Source organism: Herbaspirillum sp. DW155 (assembly GCF_037076565.1).
Lineage (GTDB): Bacteria > Pseudomonadota > Gammaproteobacteria > Burkholderiales > Burkholderiaceae_D > Herbaspirillum.
Window position 1 is genome coordinate 3,255,377 of sequence record NZ_AP029028.1, and the last position, 18,436, is coordinate 3,273,812.

General features: G+C 62.8%; 16 protein-coding genes and 1 pseudogene. 7 read left to right on the plus strand and 10 right to left on the minus strand.

Features of this window, described 5'->3' with window-relative positions; all coding sequences use genetic code 11:
• The first annotated feature begins 11 nt into the window (after nucleotides 1-11).
• Nucleotides 12-308 (plus strand): hypothetical protein, encoded by a 297-nt coding sequence (locus tag AACH55_RS14855; RefSeq protein WP_338715368.1) that lies wholly within the window; start codon nucleotides 12-14, stop codon nucleotides 306-308.
• Between the two features lie 12 nt (nucleotides 309-320).
• A pseudogene (locus tag AACH55_RS14860) lies at nucleotides 321-1,010 on the plus strand (YCF48-related protein); the annotation flags it as partial.
• Nucleotides 1,011-1,088: 78 nt separating this feature from the next.
• On the opposite strand, the gene AACH55_RS14865 reads toward AACH55_RS14860, so the two are convergent.
• From AACH55_RS14865 to AACH55_RS14875, 3 genes are all read right to left on the minus strand, one after another.
• Nucleotides 1,089-2,519, minus strand: coding sequence for an aldehyde dehydrogenase family protein (locus tag AACH55_RS14865; RefSeq protein ID WP_338715369.1), 1,431 nt, complete (start codon nucleotides 2,517-2,519; stop codon nucleotides 1,089-1,091).
• A gap of 70 nt (nucleotides 2,520-2,589) precedes the next feature.
• Nucleotides 2,590-4,884: a primary-amine oxidase gene (gene tynA / locus AACH55_RS14870; protein WP_338715370.1), complete on the minus strand. Its 2,295-nt coding sequence runs from the start codon at nucleotides 4,882-4,884 to the stop codon at nucleotides 2,590-2,592.
• A gap of 271 nt (nucleotides 4,885-5,155) precedes the next feature.
• On the minus strand, nucleotides 5,156-6,277 hold the full coding sequence (locus AACH55_RS14875; protein ID WP_338715371.1) for a porin: 1,122 nt from the start codon (nucleotides 6,275-6,277) through the stop codon (nucleotides 5,156-5,158).
• Between the two features lie 294 nt (nucleotides 6,278-6,571).
• Here AACH55_RS14875 and AACH55_RS14880 point away from each other — a divergent pair, with 294 nt between their 5' ends.
• The 5 genes from AACH55_RS14880 to AACH55_RS14900 all read left to right on the plus strand — a co-directional run bounded on the left by AACH55_RS14880 (nucleotide 6,572) and on the right by AACH55_RS14900 (nucleotide 11,072).
• On the plus strand, nucleotides 6,572-7,705 hold the full coding sequence (locus AACH55_RS14880) for an ABC transporter permease (protein ID WP_338715373.1): 1,134 nt from the start codon (nucleotides 6,572-6,574) through the stop codon (nucleotides 7,703-7,705).
• Complete coding sequence (locus AACH55_RS14885) at nucleotides 7,699-8,529, plus strand: ATP-binding cassette domain-containing protein (RefSeq protein WP_338715375.1); 831 nt, start codon at nucleotides 7,699-7,701, stop codon at nucleotides 8,527-8,529. Before AACH55_RS14880 ends, AACH55_RS14885 begins: the two co-directional genes overlap by 7 nt.
• The gene (locus tag AACH55_RS14890; protein WP_338715377.1) at nucleotides 8,529-9,446 is read left to right on the plus strand and encodes an MlaD family protein; all 918 of its coding nucleotides are present in this window, start codon (nucleotides 8,529-8,531) and stop codon (nucleotides 9,444-9,446) included. The genes AACH55_RS14885 and AACH55_RS14890 overlap by 1 nt, the downstream gene beginning before the upstream one ends.
• Entirely contained in the window at nucleotides 9,443-10,045 is a 603-nt protein-coding gene (locus AACH55_RS14895) for an ABC-type transport auxiliary lipoprotein family protein (protein ID WP_338715378.1), read from the plus strand. Before AACH55_RS14890 ends, AACH55_RS14895 begins: the two co-directional genes overlap by 4 nt.
• Before the next feature lie 100 nt (nucleotides 10,046-10,145).
• Nucleotides 10,146-11,072, plus strand: a complete 927-nt coding sequence (locus AACH55_RS14900) for a LysR family transcriptional regulator (RefSeq protein ID WP_338715379.1) — start codon at nucleotides 10,146-10,148, stop codon at nucleotides 11,070-11,072.
• A 32-nt stretch (nucleotides 11,073-11,104) separates the two neighbouring features.
• On the opposite strand, the gene AACH55_RS14905 is transcribed toward AACH55_RS14900, so the two are convergent.
• The 7 genes from AACH55_RS14905 to AACH55_RS14935 form a co-directional block, all read right to left on the minus strand.
• The gene (locus AACH55_RS14905) at nucleotides 11,105-11,845 is read right to left on the minus strand and encodes an LrgB family protein (protein WP_338715381.1); all 741 of its coding nucleotides are present in this window, start codon (nucleotides 11,843-11,845) and stop codon (nucleotides 11,105-11,107) included.
• Nucleotides 11,845-12,225, minus strand: a complete 381-nt coding sequence (locus AACH55_RS14910; protein WP_338715383.1) for a CidA/LrgA family protein — start codon at nucleotides 12,223-12,225, stop codon at nucleotides 11,845-11,847. The genes AACH55_RS14905 and AACH55_RS14910 overlap by 1 nt, the downstream gene beginning before the upstream one ends.
• A 128-nt stretch (nucleotides 12,226-12,353) precedes the next feature.
• Nucleotides 12,354-12,854, minus strand: a complete 501-nt coding sequence (locus tag AACH55_RS14915; protein WP_338715384.1) for a toxin-activating lysine-acyltransferase — start codon at nucleotides 12,852-12,854, stop codon at nucleotides 12,354-12,356.
• A gap of 64 nt (nucleotides 12,855-12,918) precedes the next feature.
• Nucleotides 12,919-14,307, minus strand: coding sequence for a TolC family outer membrane protein (locus AACH55_RS14920; RefSeq protein WP_338715385.1), 1,389 nt, complete (start codon nucleotides 14,305-14,307; stop codon nucleotides 12,919-12,921).
• A 28-nt stretch (nucleotides 14,308-14,335) separates the two neighbouring features.
• Nucleotides 14,336-15,685: an HlyD family type I secretion periplasmic adaptor subunit gene (locus tag AACH55_RS14925; RefSeq protein WP_338715386.1), complete on the minus strand. Its 1,350-nt coding sequence runs from the start codon at nucleotides 15,683-15,685 to the stop codon at nucleotides 14,336-14,338.
• Nucleotides 15,678-17,915 (minus strand): type I secretion system permease/ATPase, encoded by a 2,238-nt coding sequence (locus AACH55_RS14930; RefSeq protein WP_338715387.1) that lies wholly within the window; start codon nucleotides 17,913-17,915, stop codon nucleotides 15,678-15,680. Before AACH55_RS14930 ends, AACH55_RS14925 begins: the two co-directional genes overlap by 8 nt.
• Before the next feature lie 57 nt (nucleotides 17,916-17,972).
• Entirely contained in the window at nucleotides 17,973-18,425 is a 453-nt protein-coding gene (locus AACH55_RS14935) for a GNAT family N-acetyltransferase (protein WP_338715388.1), read from the minus strand.
• Between the last annotated feature and the right edge of the window lie 11 nt (nucleotides 18,426-18,436).

Below are 18,436 nucleotides of genomic sequence, written 5' to 3' on the forward strand. Positions count from 1 at the left end.
AGGACCGTTTCATGACTTTCTTCCGCAAACCTGCCCTCACGCTGTCGCTGGCCCTGCTGGCCGGCGGCGCCTGCGGATCGGCGCTGGCCCAGGCCGCAACTCCCGTCACCCTGGCCCCGGCGCGCGCCGATGCCCATGCCCTGCACAACATGATGCTGGGCGCGGCCCGCGCCGGCAGCCGCATCGTCGCCGTCGGTGCGCATGGCTACGTCATCCTCTCCGACGATGGGGGAGCCAGCTATCGCCAGGCCGAGCAGGTACCGGTGGACGTGACGCTGACCTCGGTGAGCTTCGTCGATGACCGGTAAGGCTGGGCGGCCGGCCATGGCGGCGTGATCCTGCATACCGCCGATGGCGGCCTGCACTGGCGCTTGCAGCGCAGTGATACCACGGTGGATCAACCGCTGTTCTCGGTCTGGTTCGCCAATGCCGATGAAGGCTGGGCTGCCGGGCTGTGGTCCCTGCTGCTGCACACGCGCGATGGCGGCAAGAGCTGGCAGCAGGTCAAGCTGCCCACCGCGCCAGGCCAGCAACGCAGCGACCTGAACCTGCTGCATCTGTTCCCCGGCCGCGATGGCGCGCTCTTCGTCGCCGCCGAACAAGGCGTGCTGTATCGCTCCCTCGATGGTGGTCAGCACTGGGAGGCGCTGGCCACCGGCAGCAAGGCTTCTCTGTGGAGCGGCGTGGTCACCGCCTCCGGCGCCATCGTGGTGGGCGGGCTGGGTGGCAAGCTGCTGCGTAGCGACGATGGCGGCCTGCACTGGCAGGCGCTCGCTTCACCCACCAGCGGCTCCATCACCGCCTTGCGCAGCGAGGGCCGGCAGCTCATGGCCAGCTCGCTCTCGGGTGCGCTGCTGGTGAGCGAAGACGATGGCCGCCAGTGGCGCATCAAGGCTGCCGCACGCGATGCGCTGACCACGCTGGAATTGCAGGATGGCCGGGCCGAACGGCCACTGGCTTATGGCAAGGGCGGGCAAGCGAAGCTGGAGGCCAGTGCGCCTCGCCAGTAGGCCCAGGCCAACAACGCCGCAACGCAAAAGAGGATATCCGCGGATATCCTCTTTTGCATGCGTAACGGGCGGTGCGGATTACTTTTTCATACTGATCACCTGCGGCTGCGTCACGCCCTTCAGGCCCTCGTTGCCGAACTCCAGCCCCCATCCCGACCGCTTGTTGCCGCCAAAGGGCACCATGGGATGCACCATGCCATGCTGGTTGATCCACACCGTGCCGGCCTGCAGGCGGGTGGCCACCGCAGCCGCGCGCTGCGTATCGCTGCTCCAGACCGACGCCCCCAGGCCGACGTCGAGCCGGTTGGCATTGGCGATGGCCTGCTCCAGGTCGCTATAGCGGATGATGGGCAGCACCGGGCCAAACTGTTCTTCGTCCACCAGGCGCGCGCCATCGCGCAAGCCGGTCACCAGCGTGAGCGGATAGAAATTGCCCGGTCCCTGAGGCAGCACACCGCCGCAGACGATGGTGCCGCCCTCTTCGCGCGCGCTGTCCACCAGCGCGGCCACTTTCTTCAATTGCATCGGGTTCTGTACCGGCCCCATGACCATTCCAGGCTGCAAGCCATCGCCCATGGGCGTGGCGGCGATCATGGCCTGAAGTTCGGCGACGATCTGGTCATGCAGCGCGTCCGGCACATACAGCCGCTTGGCGCAGGCACAGGTCTGCCCCATGTTCAGGAAGGCCCCCCAGAACAGGCCCGGCGCAATCGCCTTGGGATCGGCATCGTCCAGCACGATGGCGGCATCGTTGCCACCCAGTTCCATGGTGGTCGGCGTGAGGTTGCGCGCGGCAGCGGCGACGATGCGCGCACCGGTCGCGCCCGATCCGGTAAACATGATCTTGTTGACGTCGGCATCCTCCACCAGCAGCGCACCCACGCTGCCATCGCCGCTGACGGTGTTGAGCACGCCAGGCGGCAGGGCTTCTGCAATCACGCGGGCCAGTTCCAGGCTGCATACGCTGGTGTATTCGGAGGGCTTGAGCACTACCGTGTTACCGGTGTAGAGGGCCGGGATGATCTGCCAGATGGAAATCATCAGCGGCCAGTTCCAGGGCGCAATTGCGGCGATCACGCCGTAGGGCTTGCGGTGCAGTTCGTCGCGCCGGGTCTCGTCCTCGAACACCACTTCGCTGCTCAGTTCCAGACTGGCCGTGGCGCGCGTCCATGCTTCGCAACCCCACAGTTCAAAGCGCGAGCCCGGCACCTGATCCGGACCGACACCGCCCAGGGGACGGCCCTGCTCCTGGGTGACCAGGATCGCCAGGCGTTCGGCATCGGCCGCGATGGCATCGGCCACGCGATGCAGGTGCTCGCGCCGCTGAGCCAGGCTCAGTGCGGCCCAGGCGGGCTGCGCCTGGCGCGCGGCGGCGACGGCTGCGGCCACCTCGATGGCATCGGACTGCGGGAAGCGGCCCATGACTTCGCCCGTGGCGGGGTTGCAGGAATCGAGCGCGCGGCTGCCGGCGCGCAACTGGCCGCCGATGATGTTGGATGCAATCTGCATGGAGTCTCCTTGTGAAAAAGACCGCCGTGCGAAAGCCGCAGGCGGTCAAGATTGTTCAGCTTGGGAAGCCTTATTTTTTCTTGTTCAAGCCGAGGGTCGGGGTCTCATCGAAGAAGTTCCAGGGCTTCAGCAGGACGTGGACCCATTCGGTGGGCATGATGGGCCACTCTTCGGCACGCGCCACGTGGGTGGTGCCGGTGGTCAGCCACACCACGTCGTCCTGGTTGACGATGGACTGGTTGTCCTTGACGAAGGCGCCCAGGCCGGTGTCCTCGTGCGAGCGGTTCGGATACTTGCCTTCGGGGAAGCGCTGCTGCGGCTCATAACGGGTCACCCACAGCTGGCGGTCCATGAAGCTCAGGCGTTTGTTGAGCCATTCGTCCTGCGAGAAATTGGCGCCCTTGGCAATCGGATGGGTGCCGCCCGCATAAGGAATGAGCTGGTAGGACACCGGATTGCCGACCTTGTTGAACTTGTTGGGGTTGCTCAGGAGGCGGATGGTCGAGGCATCGAACTTCTGTGCGGCCTGCTGCTCGGTCTCGGCGGTGCGCTGCACGGTCTGCATGGTGCTGCTGCGCGGACCGCCACGGGTATTGGGCAGCACCACCGGATCGACTTCGGTGAGCGAATTGTTTTCGCCATCGATGTCCAGATCGAGACGGAAGTTGTAGATGTGCTGGTGCGTGGTGCCGACGATGTTGTGATCGATCAGCGTGCCGTAGCGGGTATCCTCGGCCGCGCTGGCGTCGCGCATGGTGGAGGACTTCACGCCCTTGACCGCCTCGATGCCGGTGGCGCCAGCGTTGATGCCGATGGTGCCGTTCTCCGCAAAGACCCAATCGAAAATGTAGTCATAGTTGCCCACCGTGCTGATCCAGCGGATCACCAGTTCGCGGCGCTCCACCGAGAGATTGGGCTGGCCGTATTCCTGATGCTTGAATTCCGGACCGGCATAGCGCTCGAATACCCCGATGGCGCGCGGGATGGTGCGCGGCTTGCCGCTGGTATCGGACAGGGTGGCATCCAGCAGGACCACGTTGTCGGGCGCATCCTTGCCGCGTTCGATGGGAGAGGTCAGCGTCCCCATGCCGTATTCGCCGGAATCCAGATAGGCCTTGAAATACCAGCCCACGTCCGGATCGCCGTAAGGCACGATCATGCCGCCCAGCGAGCCTTCGTACATGATCTGACGCTTCTTGCCGTGGTCGTTGTAGGTCACCGTGGAGAACATCAGGCCCACGCGCGAATCGAGCTTGAAGTGCATCTCCCAGTTGCGCCAGCGCAGGGTGTTGCCGGTGATGGTGTAGTTCTTGCCTTCGGGTTCGCTGATGTCCAGCGGCTTGGGTGGCGGCACCAGCGCGCGCCCGCTGCCGTCGTAACCGGTCGCCTTCATGGGGACGGGGATGACACCGTTGTCTTCGATCTTGATGACCTTCTTCTGCACCAGGTCGACCACCGCCACCAGATTCTCGATGGGGTGCGCCCAGTAATTGCCGTCGCCCACATCGAGGTAGCTGACCACCTTGAGCAGGCGCGCATCTTCCTGCAAGGCATCCTTGCCGCCGAAGTAACCCACGGTCAATGGCGTGGCCACCACCTTCCTGATATCGGTGATGCCACGCTTGGCGAGAGTCTGGGCGTATTCCGGGCTGGCCTCCATGGCGTTCTGCACGGTAGCGAAATCATCCACCAGCACCATGCCGTGCACACCGGCCTTGGGTTCCCAGCGCACCAGGCTGCGCTGGCCCAGGTCCACCGTGCCTTCGATGACCTGGCTGCCATCGAGCAGCGTGAAATCGGCGCGTCGCGCAAAGACCTGACCGCGATCGCCGAGGGCGAATTTCCAGACCTGCTCCTTGGGCGGTTCGGACAGGGTGATCTCGGTGAAGCGATAGGAGGGCTGCCAGCGCCCGCTGGCCTTGAGCACCGCCAGCGTAGCGTTGATTTCGTCGGCGCTGAGCGGATTGAGCGGATGCGGCACGGCCTCGATCTGGAAGGTCTTGTCCAGGCTGGGGGCAAAGACGGTATTGATGAATTCGTCGGAGACATAAGGCTGGCCGCCCTTCATCACCAGCGGTACCGGCAGCTTCACGGTCTGGCCGTTGACCAGGGCCGTACCGGCGCGCGGCTTGACACGCACGGTCACGCTGTTGCGCTGGATGGTCCAGAGGCCGGCATAGTCATCCCAGCGCACGGTGGCGCCGAAGTCTTCCATGGTCTTTTTCAGCGGCAACATGTGGGCGGCGGCGCCGTGGGCAGCGGCGGGCAGCGGTGCCAGCAAGGCGCTGGCCAGGCCGGCGGCCGACAGTGCGGTCAATGCGGCCTTGAGCAAAGGGCGAGAGCTAAGACGTGTACAGGAGGTCATGGTCGGGACGGATCAGTGAAGAACGGTGGTGAGGAATTATTGCGTTCCCGCCCTGCCCGGCTGTAGCCTGAATTGGCAAACCTGCGACCTCCATGAGACTGCCGCGGCGCCGATCAAGCCCGCTTGCGCCCCCTTGCTCTCCCTCACGCCCATGCCGCGCCGCCTGACCGCCGTCATTGCCCTCTTGCCGCGTGCCACACAAGCGCCACAGCCCCCGTCACGCGGAGGCTGTTTTGCCATTTCTGGATAGGTGGATAGTCCCGCCCCGGCCTCAGAACTTGTGCCGCAAGCCGATGCGCAAGACGTTCTGGCTGCTGTCGTCGGCGGGGGCCGACGAATAGGCGGCGCTGATCACGCCGGGATTGAGCACGTCACTGGCGCTCTGCCGGCTGGCCATGGCATACACGTCGGTGCGTTTGCTGAAGAAGTAATCCACACCGAGGTTGAGCTGCGTGGTGTGTCCACGGGTCGCTCCGCCATTGGCACGTGCCAGGTCGGCGCGGTCATGGATGACGCTGGCCAGCAGATGCAGTCTGGCGTCCAGCGCATAGTCCACGCCCACGTCGAACACGTTGGCACGGGTAGCACTGGTGATGGCCACCAGGCCGGTGACGGCCAGCGGCTGCCGGGTCGGACGGCGCACCTGCGACCAGGCCGCGAACAGCTTGGCCGGGCCGGCCTGGTAGCTGGCACCGAGGGTGAAGGTCTTCAGGTCGGCGTCACCAGCCGACGACGGCGGCGCATCAGCGGCCAGCCTGCTCTGGTAATAGGCGGCACCGATGCCGGCATTGCCACGCCGGTAGTTGGCCCCCACGCCAAAGGCTTGCCCGGCCGAGGTCTGGCCCGCGACTTCACCGAAACCATAGAAAAGGCTGCCGGTCAATCCCTCCATCTCGGCCATATCGAAGCGCACCGAATTGCTGGTGCGCGCGCCGGTCAGGCGGTCCAGGCTGTTGAAGTGGCCGGCGCGCACACCGCCGCCACCGAAGATCTGGAAGGAGCTGTATTGCAAGCCGATCTCTTCCAGATAATCGGTCTGGCGGCCCACGGTGAGCGTGCCGTAACGGCCACTCAGGCCGACCACCGACTTGCGGTCGAACAGGGTACCGGGCGTGGCCATGGCGCCGTCGTCGGCAGCGAATCCGGTTTCCAGCTGGAAGATGGCGGCCAGTCCGCCGCCCAGTTCTTCCCTGCCGCGAAAGCCGATGCGCGAAGCCATGGCGTCGCCCGAATCCAGGCTCACGCGGCTGTGGTTGCCGGCGCCGACCTTGCTGGTGTAGACCATGCTCATGTCGATGACGCCATAGAGGGTGACGGTGGAGGTCTGCGCCTGGGCGGGCTGGGCGGCATTGGCAAGGCCCAGCACTGAAAGAGTGAGGATGAGTTTTTTCATGAGAAGCGCGCCGTAAGCGGCATGGTGCAGAAAACGTCAAATCGTCCCTGGTGCTTTCTGCCGGGTGAAGGAGTGCAATCGCGCTGGCCGGGTCCAGGCAGAGCGCATGGTAGAAGCCACGCTGCACACCGGCAATTACCTCTTGGGATAGTGTGCAGCCGGCTGGCACAACGGCTGGCGAGAACCCTCCCTGCATGCCATACTTGGCGCGGCCTGCTGACGCTTTTTGCGCATCGGCGGGCAAATTCGGTAAACTGCCCTCTTCCAACTCTGCCCGCGCTGGCCTGATCCGATTTGACTACCGCCGCCACCTTCCGCCTGGAACCGTCCAGCCCGCCCGTGCTGCACGTGGAAGGCGACTGGACCTTGCGCAACTACCGCGCGCTGTCGCGCCAGATTGCGCAGCAGCGACCGGCTGCAGGCGAGGATGTGGTGTTGACGTTTTCTGCACTGACCGCCTTCGACACCGTGGGAGCCAAACTGCTGGTCGATCTGCTGGGCGTGCCCGCAGCGCTGCGCCAGACCGGTGAAGACAGCAGCCTTCCGCGTGCCTGGCGCGGCCTGTTGGCGGCGGTGGCCGAAGCCAAGGCCATCGCCATGCCCAAGGCCGCGCCGCCCTCCCAGGCCTGGATCACCGACATGCTGGAGCGCGCCGGTATCGCCACCCTCAACCTGCGCGCCTGTTCGCGCGGGCTGCTGGGCTTTGCCGGGCTGTGCCTGCAGACGCTGGCGGCCTCGTTCTGGCGTCCTTCGCGCTGGCGCTTCACCGGCGTGGTGGCGCAGGTCGAGCAGACCGGGCTGGATGCGGTGCCCATCGTGTCCCTGCTGACCTTCATGGTGGGCGCCGTGGTGGCCTTCCTGGGCGCCACCGTGCTGGCCGACTTCGGTGCCAGTCTCTATACGGTGGATCTGGTGGCCTTTTCCTTCCTGCGTGAATTCGCCGTGCTGCTGACCGCGATCCTGATGGCCGGACGTACCGCCAGCTCCTTTACGGCGCAGATCGGCTCGATGAAGGCCAATGAAGAGATCGACGCCATCCGCGCGCTGGGCATGGACCCGGTGAACCTGCTGGTCCTGCCGCGCATCATCGCGTTGTTGATTTCCATGCCTCTGCTCACCTTCATCGCGATGATGTCGGGCCTCTTCGGCGGCGCCATGGTATGTGCGCTGTCGCTGGACATCAGTCCGACCATGTTCCTCTCGCTGCTGCAGCAGGACGTCGGCATCCGCCACTTCGTGCTGGGCATGGTCAAGGCGCCGCTGTTCGCTTTCGTGATCGCCATCATCGGCTGCAACGAAGGTTTCAAGGTCAGCGGCAGCGCGCAGTCGGTGGGCCAGCACACCACCTCCAGCGTGGTGCAGTCGATCTTCGTGGTGATCCTGCTCGATGCCCTGGCGGCGCTGTTCTTCATGGAGATGGGATGGTGAACCCTGTTCACGACAAGGACGCCGGGGAGTCCATCATCGACGTGCGCGGCCTGCGCAACCAGTTCGGTACCCAGGTGGTGCACGACCAGCTGGACCTGCAGGTGCGGCGTGGTGAAATCCTCGGTGTGGTGGGCGGCTCCGGCACCGGCAAGTCGGTCCTGTTACGCAGCATCGTCGGCCTGCAGCACCCGGCAGCGGGTCAGGTGAAGGTGTTCGGGCAAGACCTGTCGGCCTTGTCCACCGAGGCCCGCTCGCAATACGAACGACGCTTCGGGGTGCTGTTCCAGCAGGGTGCGCTGTTCTCCTCGCTGACCGTACTGGAAAACATCGCCCTGCCCCTGACCGAATACGGTGGCCTCGATGCCGACGAAGCGCGCGGCATCTCGGCCATGAAGCTGGCCCTGGCCGGCCTGCCCATCGCCGCCGGGGACAAGTATCCGGCCGCGCTCTCGGGCGGCATGATCAAGCGCGCCGCGCTGGCCCGCGCCCTGGCGCTCGACCCGGACATCCTGTTTCTGGACGAACCCACGGCCGGGCTCGATCCCATCAGCGCGGCCGCCTTCGACCGCCTCATCCTGACCCTGCGTGATGCGCTGGGCCTGACCGTGTTCCTGGTCACGCATGACCTCGATACCCTCTACGCCATCTGCGACCGCGTGGCGGTGCTCTCGGCCAGGCGCGTACTGGTAGCCGACCGCATCGATGCGGTGGCGGCTTTCGATGATCCGTGGATACAGCAATACTTCCAGGGCCCGCGCGGACGGGCCGCCAGCCAGGCCGCGCTACGCGCAGCGGCTACCCCAATGCATCAAGGAAACGCCTAATGGAAACGCGTGCCCATCACGTCCTCATCGGACTCTTCACGATCCTCGTCGCCCTGGCGGCGCTGGTGTTCTGCCTGTGGCTGACCAAGGTTGGACAGGACCGCGACGTCGACTACTACACGGTGATCTTCAACGAGGCGGTCAGCGGCCTCTCGCGCGGCAGCCCGGTGCAGTACAGCGGCATCAAGGTGGGCGACGTGGTGGGCCTGAGCCTGGACCCGGCCGATCCGCGCAAGGTGCGTGCGCGCATCCGCGTCACCGGCAAGGCCCCCATCAAGGAAGACACCGGCGCCAAGCTCGCGCTGGCCGGCATCACCGGCACTGCCCTGATCCAGCTCACCAATGGCACGCCCGAGAGTCCGCGGCTGGAATCCAAGGATGGCAGTGATCCCGTCATCATCGCCTCGCCCTCGCCGCTGTCGTCGCTGCTTTCCAATGGCGAAGACCTGCTCTCCAACGTCAACGAAGTGCTGCTCAATGCCAAGCTGTTCCTCGCTCCGGAAAACGCCCGCCGCCTCAATCAGACCCTGGCCCATCTGGAACAGTTGACCGACACCCTGGCCTCCCAGCGCGGCAACGTCGGTACCGCCATGCAGGAACTGGCCGCCGCCGCGCGCCAGGCCAATCTGGCCATGCAATCGGCCAACCAGCTGCTGGCCACGCGCGGCAACGATGCCATGGGCAACCTGCAGCAAGCCATGCGTTCGCTGGCCGCCAGCAGCCAGCAGATCGAGAAGCTGATCCAGCAGAACCAGGCTGCGCTCAACAACGGCGCCCAGGGCGTGGCCGAGATCGGCCCGGCCATCAGCGAACTGCGCAGCACGCTCTCTTCGGTGCGGTCCATCAGCCGCAAGCTGGAAAGCAATCCCGGCGCTTACCTGCTGGGCCAAGACAATCTCCAGGAATTCCAACCATGATGACCCCGCTCCTGCGCACCGCGCTGGTCGCCGCCAGCCTGGCCCTGACGGCGTGTTCCATCCTGCCCAAGGCCGATCCGCTGACGGTCTATCGCCTGCCGCCGCTGGCCTCCGGCAATTCCCCCCAGTCCGGCACGACCTATCGCTCGCTGCGCATTGCCACGCCTGCGGCCAATCGCAGCATCGACAGTGAACGCATCCTGGTGCTGCCCGAAGGCGATGTGATCAAGTCCTATGCCGGCGTGCGCTGGAGCGACCCGGCACCGCAGTTGCTGCGCGACCGGCTGCTGGATGCCTTCCAGGCGGACGGGCGCTTCCCGCGCCTGTCTGGCGACAATACCAATATCGCAGCCGAGGTCGAGCTTGATGGGGCGCTGACGGCCTTCCAGACCGAATACCGGAAGGGAGTACCGAGCGTGGTGATCGTCTACGATGCCCGCCTGATCGATACGTCCAGCCGCCAGCAGCTGGCCGCGCGGCGCTTTGCGGTGGTGGAAGCGGTCGATGGCAGCAAGGTACCGGAAGTGGTCAGTGCCTTTGGCAGCGCCTCGACGCGGCTGGCCGCCGACGTCGTGGCCTGGGCTGCGACGGTACGATGAACGATTTGCGCCGGCGCGCCATTATCCAAACGTAGCATGGGCAACGCCGCTGGTCTGTGGCAGGCTGACCGGTATTTTTCTTCCGGATCAGAGAGCAGCCATGGACAAGTTGCAAGCGATGGAAACCTTTGTCGCCGTGGTCGAGAGCGGCAGTTTCGTGGCGGCGGTAGATGTCACGGGCCAATCCAAACCGGCGGTCTCGCGCCAGGTGTCGGAACTGGAACAGTTCCTGGGCATCCGCCTGCTCCACCGCACCACACGGCGGCTCTCGCTGACCGATGAGGGCCGGGTCTACTTCAGACGCTGCAAGGAATTGCTGGAATCCATCCAGGATGCGGAGAGCGAAGTCGGACTCAGTTCCGACCAGGCCTGCGGCCGGCTGCGCATCGGCGCCCCGCAGGATTTCGGGGTCGAGCAACTGGCGCCGCTGTGGGGCAGGTTCACCGAACAGCATCCGCTGATCACGCTCAACATCGTCCTGTCGGACCGCACCATCGACCTGCTCGAAGAAGGTTTCGACATGGCCATCCGCATCAGCACCCTGGGCGACAGCCGCATGGTGGCGCGCCCGCTGGCGCCGGTGCGCATGATCGCCTGCGCCTCGCCGACGTTCCTGCAGCGGCATGGCATGCCGGCAAGCCCGGCGGAATTGCGCGACTTTCCCTTCATCTCCTACAGCTACCGCAACGGTGGCGACGAGTGGCACTTCAAGCACGAGCATGGCGACACCTGCCAGGTGCGCGTGCGCTCCACCGTCTACGTCAACAACGGCGCCACCTGCCGCGCCATGGCCATCGCCGGCCAGGGGATTGCGATCCAGCCGGACTTCATCGTCAACGCCGCCATTCAGTCGGGCCAGCTGGTGGAACTGTTCGAGGGATGGACCACAGGAGAGCAACTGGTCGTGCACACGCTCTATCCGACACGCACCCACCTGCCGCCGAAGGTGCAGCGCATGCGGGATTTCCTGGTGGAGCAATTCAAGGTGCCGCCATGGTGCCCGAAGCCGGGGCCTGTTCACACTTGATCTGCGAAATGCGTAAATGATTTACGGCGCCTTCAATGTCCCATCCAGCGCAGCAACAAGGGCATCAGCACCGGCACCAGCACCGCAGTGAAGACACCGTTGAGCCCCATCCCCAAACCGGCGAAGGCTCCCATCTCGGCACTGACCTGCAAGGCGCGCGCCGTGCCGATGCCATGCGAGGCTACGCCCAGCGCAAAGCCGCGCACCGGATGGCTGTCGATGCGCAGGAAGTTGAGCACATAGCGCGCCAGCACCGCCCCGAGGATGCCGGTACAGATCACCAGCACGGCGGTCAGCGACGGCAGGCCGCCGAAGCGTTCCGAGATGGCCATGGCAATGGGTGTGGTGGCGGACTTGGGTGCCATGGAGATGACGATATCGCGCGAGGCGCCCATCGCATAGGCGATCCCCACTGCCGACACGACGGCGGTCACCGAGCCTGCCGCCAGCCCCAGCAGTAGCGGCAGCACTGCGCGCCGGAAATTGTGCCACTGCTTGTACAGCGGCATGGCCAGCGCCACGGTGGCCGGGCCGAGCATGAAGTGGACGAATTGCGCGCCCTCGAAGTAGGTCTTGTAGGGTGTGTGCGTGAGGGTGAGGATGCTGACCACGATGGCAATGGCAATCAACACCGGATTGGCCAGCGGGTTGTAGCCCAGGCGGCGGTAGACCCACACCGCAAACAGATAGGCCACCAGCGTGGTGGTCAGCCCCAGCAGCGGCGAGGCGGCGAGATAGACCCAGACGTCGGTCAGGCGAGCCAGGCCGTGCATCAGTGCGACTCCTCATCGCTGCGCGCCTGGCGCGCGCTGGTGAAGCGTTTCATGGCCGCGTTGGTCACCAGTGCGCCGACGGCGATGGCCAGCACGGTACTCACTACCAGCGCCACCACGATGGCCGGCAGATCGCCCTTGAGCTGGCCGGCCGCGGCAATCACGCCCACCCCGGCCGGCACGAACAGCAGCGAAAGATGCTGCAGGATGCCCCAGGAAGTGGGCTCCATCAGCTGCGCCAGACGTGGTGAGGAGAGAAAGGCGATCAGCAGCAGGAGCATGCCGATCACCGGTCCGGGAACGGGCAGGCCCAGCAATTGCGCGGCGCCTTCGCCCAGGCATTGGAAGACCAGCAGGATGGCTAGGGGGGGGAGGTTCATGATGACTCGCAGAAAGTATGGAGGCGAGATCATTATAAAAGCTCGACTGCAAATCCTGCCCTTGCAGCAGAGCCCGACGCCTTCACCGTCCCACCGATCAGCAACCCAGCTCAACAATGATCAAGCAACTATTGGGCTGCAGTAGCCTCAAGCGGTTCCCATCTGATGACCTTGGCCGCTCCCGGAGACATTGGGGCCAACTGGCGAATGATCTGACCAGCAAAGATATTCTTGCGCAGATCGTCCAAGACATCTTGAACTCCACCATAAGGTGCCAACAGATCGATAAGCCATACCTGATCTCCGCCATGCCAGTCGGCGGGCGCCAACCGATGCGGCGGCTCACGATAGCGCTGCGCAGCCTCTTCGTTCAGCCTTGCCCAACTGACGAAGGCCAGCGGCAGTTCCTGGCGGAAGTAGAGCTTGGCCTGGTCCAGCAACAGGGGCGGCATGACACGCCATTCCAGATCGCTGATCAAGCCATGCCGGGTAGCGCTCTGCTGCATCATCAACCAGGTAATCGGCCCAAGTAGCGGAATCTTCTGGCCCACCCGTCGGGCCTGCTCCATGGCCATCTCTGCCAGCTTGCCAAGCTGCTCTCCCGAAACCTCTTGTTCTGCGTCGCTCATTCTTGCTCCATGAAACTGGTTGAAAAGTACCTCACCGTGTATCCCGACCCGTGACCGGACTGGTTCAATGTTCGGATATCCGCCCCGGGATCTGGATACGTCCCGGTATCTTTCTGATCATCATGGCGTCGATTTGATAAATGTCCTGTTCGGCGAGGACGCCCGCCGCCGCCTTCAGCTTCAAGCCCTCCATGAGGGTCTCGTATCTGGCCTTGACCAGATCACGCCGTGCACTGGCCAATTGTTGCTGGGCATTGAGTACATCGATGTTGATGCGTGTGCCTGTGCGATAGCCGATCTTGCTGGCTTCGAGTGCGCTGATACTCGACTGTACCGCCGCCTTCAAGGCGGCGATCTGTGACTTGCCGCTATCAAATGCATTGAAGGCCAGCCGCGCTGCCATCAAGGCTTGCCGGCCTGCGGCATCAACATCTGCACGGGCCTTGTGGTAATGGGCGACGCTCTCCCTGACCCTGGATTCGGTCGCACCTCCGGAAAAAATCGGAATATTGATTTGTATGCCGATCTGATTTGAACGTGATCGCGTATCAATATCGGCCGGCGAAACCAGGCTCCCGGCAGCTTTGTTGCCCCCATGAGAGACAGTCAGGTCGATAGTAGGCGCGTGCGCAGCCCTGGCACGGGCGATTTCCTTTTTCGCCACCTCCTGAACAGCTTGCTGAAGACGCACGGACGGATGGTTCTCGCGCGCGGTAGCGATCCATGCGGACAGATCGGCAGGATCGGGTTTTGGCAAGTCATTATCCGCATCAAGCATCAGCAGTGCATGGGGCTCCTCTCCGGTAATGCGTGCGTATTCAGCGCGCTTGCCGGAGAGCACATGCATCGCACCGATGTGCTGCGACCTTGCAAGATCGAGACGCGCCTTGGATTCATAGGTATCCGAAATGGTGGACGTGCCCACATCGAAATTGCGTTTGGCCAGGGCCAGCTGCTGTTCTACCGCAGCCAATTGCACCTGCGCCACCTCCAGACTTTCCTCGGCCACCAACACATCAAAGTAGGCCTGAGCTACGCGCAGGATCAATTCTTGCTGGGCCTGGGCGTAAGCAGCTTCGGCATGCCTGACCTGCGCATCTGCCTGATCCAGCGCCACCCAATTGGCCAGGCGGAATAATGGCTGAGTCAATTGCAAGGACCATGAGCGTGTGCGTGCATCGCGTGACAGATATGGCGCATCACTGAACGACACGTCACCACGCTGCGTATTGGTCCCGAAAGTCGCCTGGACATTCGGCAAAAGACCCGCGCGTGCCTGCGGAAGTTTCTCCTTTGCTGCTTCCATAGCATGATGGGCGGATTCCAGAACAGGGTCATGCTGCACGGCCTGACGATAAGCCTCGCTGATGGTCTGCGCGTCCGCGAACGAGGAGAACCCCATCAGCACCACCGCCAGCCAAGCTGCGCGCCTGCCCACCTTGGTCGACCTCATGGGCCGCGCCGGCGTCTGAATAGACTGATTAGCGTTCACGCATCGACTCCTCTTTATACCTCAGCAAAGGCGCAAGAAAATATTCCATCATGCGACGTTCATCGGTCTTGATATCAGCCGTTACATTCATTCCCGCGACGATGATGCCCGGCTTTCCATGCACGGCATTGGGAGTCTTGAAGTCCCGCAACTGAATCCGAACGGGATAAACGGGCCCTTGCTTCGGATCCATGACTGCATCGGTTCCCACCCATTGAACCTGCCCCTCGATAAAGCCGTAGCGTGTGAAGTCGAAGGTCTCCACCTTGGCGATGACACGCTGGCCGACGCGGATATGCCCGATGTCCCGATTGTTGACTTGCGCCTCGACCTCCAGCGCAGCATTCTCGGGAACAATGCTCATCAGCGCCTGCGCCGGAGTGACCACGCCGCCGACCGTGGTCACCGCAAGTTGTTGAACGACCCCATCCAGAGGAGCTTTCAACACTTGGAGATCACTGCGCTGCATGGCCTTGACCAGTTCCTGATGGATCGCGTTACGTTTCTTTATCGCTTCCACCCGGTCTGAAGAGATCCTTGCCTGGAATTCAGCGACGGCCTGAGCTTTCTGCTGAACGGCGGCACGGCGAGTTGCCTCGGATTCTTTCAGACGATTCTGCTGAACGCTCAATTCCTTGCGCATATTGATCAGTTCAAGCTTGGTCTCAATCAGGCCTGTTTCTGCGATATGTCCTGTCTGCGCCAATTCTTCGCGCATCCGATGCTTCTTCTCCACCAATGGCAGACTATTACGCAATTGCTCAACGCTGGACAAGATCGCGTCATAGTCAGCCTGTCGACGTGCTACTTCAGCCTCCGCATAGGCCATCCTTGAGTTCTGCTCGCTTAGCCGGCTGCTCAGGATCGCCTGCTGGCTCTCTACGATTTCCCTGGGTACCCCCTCAGCGTGTACTAAACGAGCGCTTCCTCGGGACAAGGCCTCCAGCCTTGCCACGTCGGTCTCGGTTTCCCATAGTTCATGTTGCAGGCGTTGCCGGTCAGCATTGCTGGCGGTTTGATCCAATATCAGCAAAACGGCGCCAGCACGGACCTTCTGACCGTCCCTCACAAGGATTTCCTTGACCACTCCGCTCTCCAGCGGCTGGATCACCTTGCTCCTGCCGGAGGGGATGACTCTGCCTTGTGCGGAGACCACGATATCGATATGCGCCAGGACCGCGTAGAGGATGACCAGCAAGGCGATGAGGCAAATCGTGAGACTGATCATGCGCGCCACGAACTGCGGCGGACGCGCCTGCAGGTTGATGGCAGCGGTCGAGAACGGATGCATCTCCGTAACAGGGGTAGATACACGGTGGCTACGCTGTGCTTCAGACATGGGCCGCCTCCGTGCGATCCTGGTTGACGATCGACGGGCCTCCCTCCAGCACCTGATGTGCCTGGTAGAGCGCGTGATAGCGCCCTTTTCTTGACACCAGCTCTTGATGGTGGCCGCTCTCGATGATCTTGCCTCGCTCAAGTACGAGAATGCGATGCGCAAGACGCAAGGTCGACAAGCGATGCGCCACGATGAAGACGGTGCGCCCTCGGCAGATGTCGGCCATATTGTCGTGGATGATGCGCTCGGACTCGTAATCCAATGCCGCCGTAGCTTCATCCAGCAGCAGCAGCCGTGGATTGGCAACCAGGGCGCGGGCGATGGAGATACGTGCCCGCTGCCCTCCCGAAAGCTTGCTCCCGCGTTCGCCGATCACGGTATCGTAGCCTTCCGGTAGTTCCAGAATAAATTCATGGGCACCTGCCAACCTGGCCGCATGCATGATCTCTTCCATGCTCAGCCCGCTATTGGCAAGAGCGATATTTTCGCGCACCGAACGGTTGAACAGGATAGTGTCCTGCCCTACTACACCAATCTGTCGGCGCAGCCAGCCGGCATCCACCAGGTTCAGGTCAATGCCATCGACCAGGATGCGCCCGCGCTGAGGGGTATATAGTCGCTGCAGCAACCGGACCAGCGTGGTCTTGCCTGCGCCGGATATGCCCACCAGGCCGACGATCTGCCCGGCAGCCACGTCGACCGACACGTTCTCCAGCACATTCGCTCCATCCGGCCGGTAACGAAAGGTCACTTCGCGCAGGCTGATATCACCACGGATGGCGGAAGGCATCGCGCGAGTGAGCTGAAAAGCGGGTTCTGCGGGCGCATCCATAATATCGGCCAGGCGCCTGATCGAAACTTTCATCTGGGTAAAATCCTGCCAGAAGGAGGCCAGTTTCAGAATAGGGGCATTGACCCGGCCGGAGAGCATGTTGAAGGCAATCAGACCACCCACCGTCAGCTCGCCCTCGATCACCAGTCGCGCCCCGGCCCACAACAGAATCACCGTCAGCAACTTGCTGGTCAGCGAAATGAACTGGTTGGTGGCGCTGGCAAGATGCCCTCCATGGAATGCGGCATTGACGTAATCACCCAGGCGGCGCTCCCATTCACGCTGCCACTGAGGCTCGACCGCCTGCGCTTTTAGGGTTTCCATAGCGGTGATGGTCTCCACCAGGAAGGTCTGGTTTTCTGCGCCCAAGGCGAACTTGTCTTCCAGTTTTTTGCGCAGCAAGGGCGTGATCAGCCAGGAAGCCCCAAAGAAGATCGGCAAGGTGGCCAATACGATGAAGGTCAGCGTAGGGCTGTAATAAAACATCACCACCAGAAATACCAGCGCAAAGATCAGATCCAGCCAACTGGTGAGCGCCTGCCCCGTCAGGAAATGGCGGGCATTTTCCAGTTCACGCATACGCGCCACTGTATCGCCGCTACGGCGCGACTCGAAGAAGGCCAGTGGCAAATGCATCAGATGTCGGAACAGCTTGGCGCCTAGTTCCACGTCCACGCGATTGGTGGTATGGGAAAAGAGATAGTGCCGCATCCCTGTGAGCAGCACCTCGAAAATGGCGACGCCCACCATCGCCACTACCATGACATCGAGCGTGGAGAGCGAGCGATGCGTCAACACCTTGTCGATCACTACCTGGAAAAACAAGGGGGTGATCAGGGCGAAGACCTGTACGAAAAAAGATGCCAGCAAAACCTCTCCCATCAGGCCACGATACTTGCGCAAGGCTTGCCAGAACCATCCGATGCCAAACCTGTGAAGCTCAGTGCGATTCTGCTCCTGAATGCTGGCACGGCGCATTGCCTTGATCCAGCGGCAGGTCCAGGCTGCCTCGAACTCTGTCAATGTCATCTGGCGTGGCTGATCCTCGCCGGCCACTTGCGCGACGACCTCGCCGGCCTCGATGCGGCCCAGCAGCAGAAAACGCCCGTCACGTCCTTCTGCGATCAATGGCAAAAGACTCGCCCCCAATTGCCCTGTTCGTCCCTTCTCCACGGAGGCATCAAATTCCAGAGCGTGGAGGGCGGCAACCATCTCCGCCAGCCCGATTGGCTTGTCAGGCTCAGAAAAATACTGCGCCAACTGTCTGGCGTCCAGGCTGAGTCCGTTAAGTTGCGCATACAAGCGCAGCAGGTCCAGATTGGCACTATCGGCAGCATGGTATGTTGCGTCTTCCAATGCAGCGGCCTGGCCTGGTGGCCGGTCTTTGTCCATCGTCATTGTTTCTCTCTTCGCTCCGCACCGGGAGCATTGGTGTTCAAGCCTTTTGACGGACCGTCAACGGCGTCGTGAAGTTGGAACCGCAGTTTCTGAAGCCCAGATGGTCATGAATCGGTTGAAGCGCTCCTGATCGACATCTACGCTCATGTTGATGCACAGTTCGGCGGCGTTGCGATTCTCCGCCCAGCGCCGGAAAGCGATCAGGAGCTTGAGCGCGGCAGAACTGCCACGGTACTCGGGCGCGACGAAGAAGTAGCTATCCTGGGCAACCAGGGCATCGCTGAAGAAGTAATCAACGACGTAGCCGGCCAGCATGCCCACGGCAATGCCGGCATGGTTACGCGCCAGAAGAACACATCCAACAAGAGGGTTGTTGATCAGCTTCTCGATGGAAGCACGCGATTTGTCCACATGTGCAGGATATATCCTGAACCTTGATTCCTGATGCATCCTCGCACCGAGAGCCATGATGTCGTCGATATCCTTCAATTCGGATAGATGGATTTTCATGAGTAGATCGC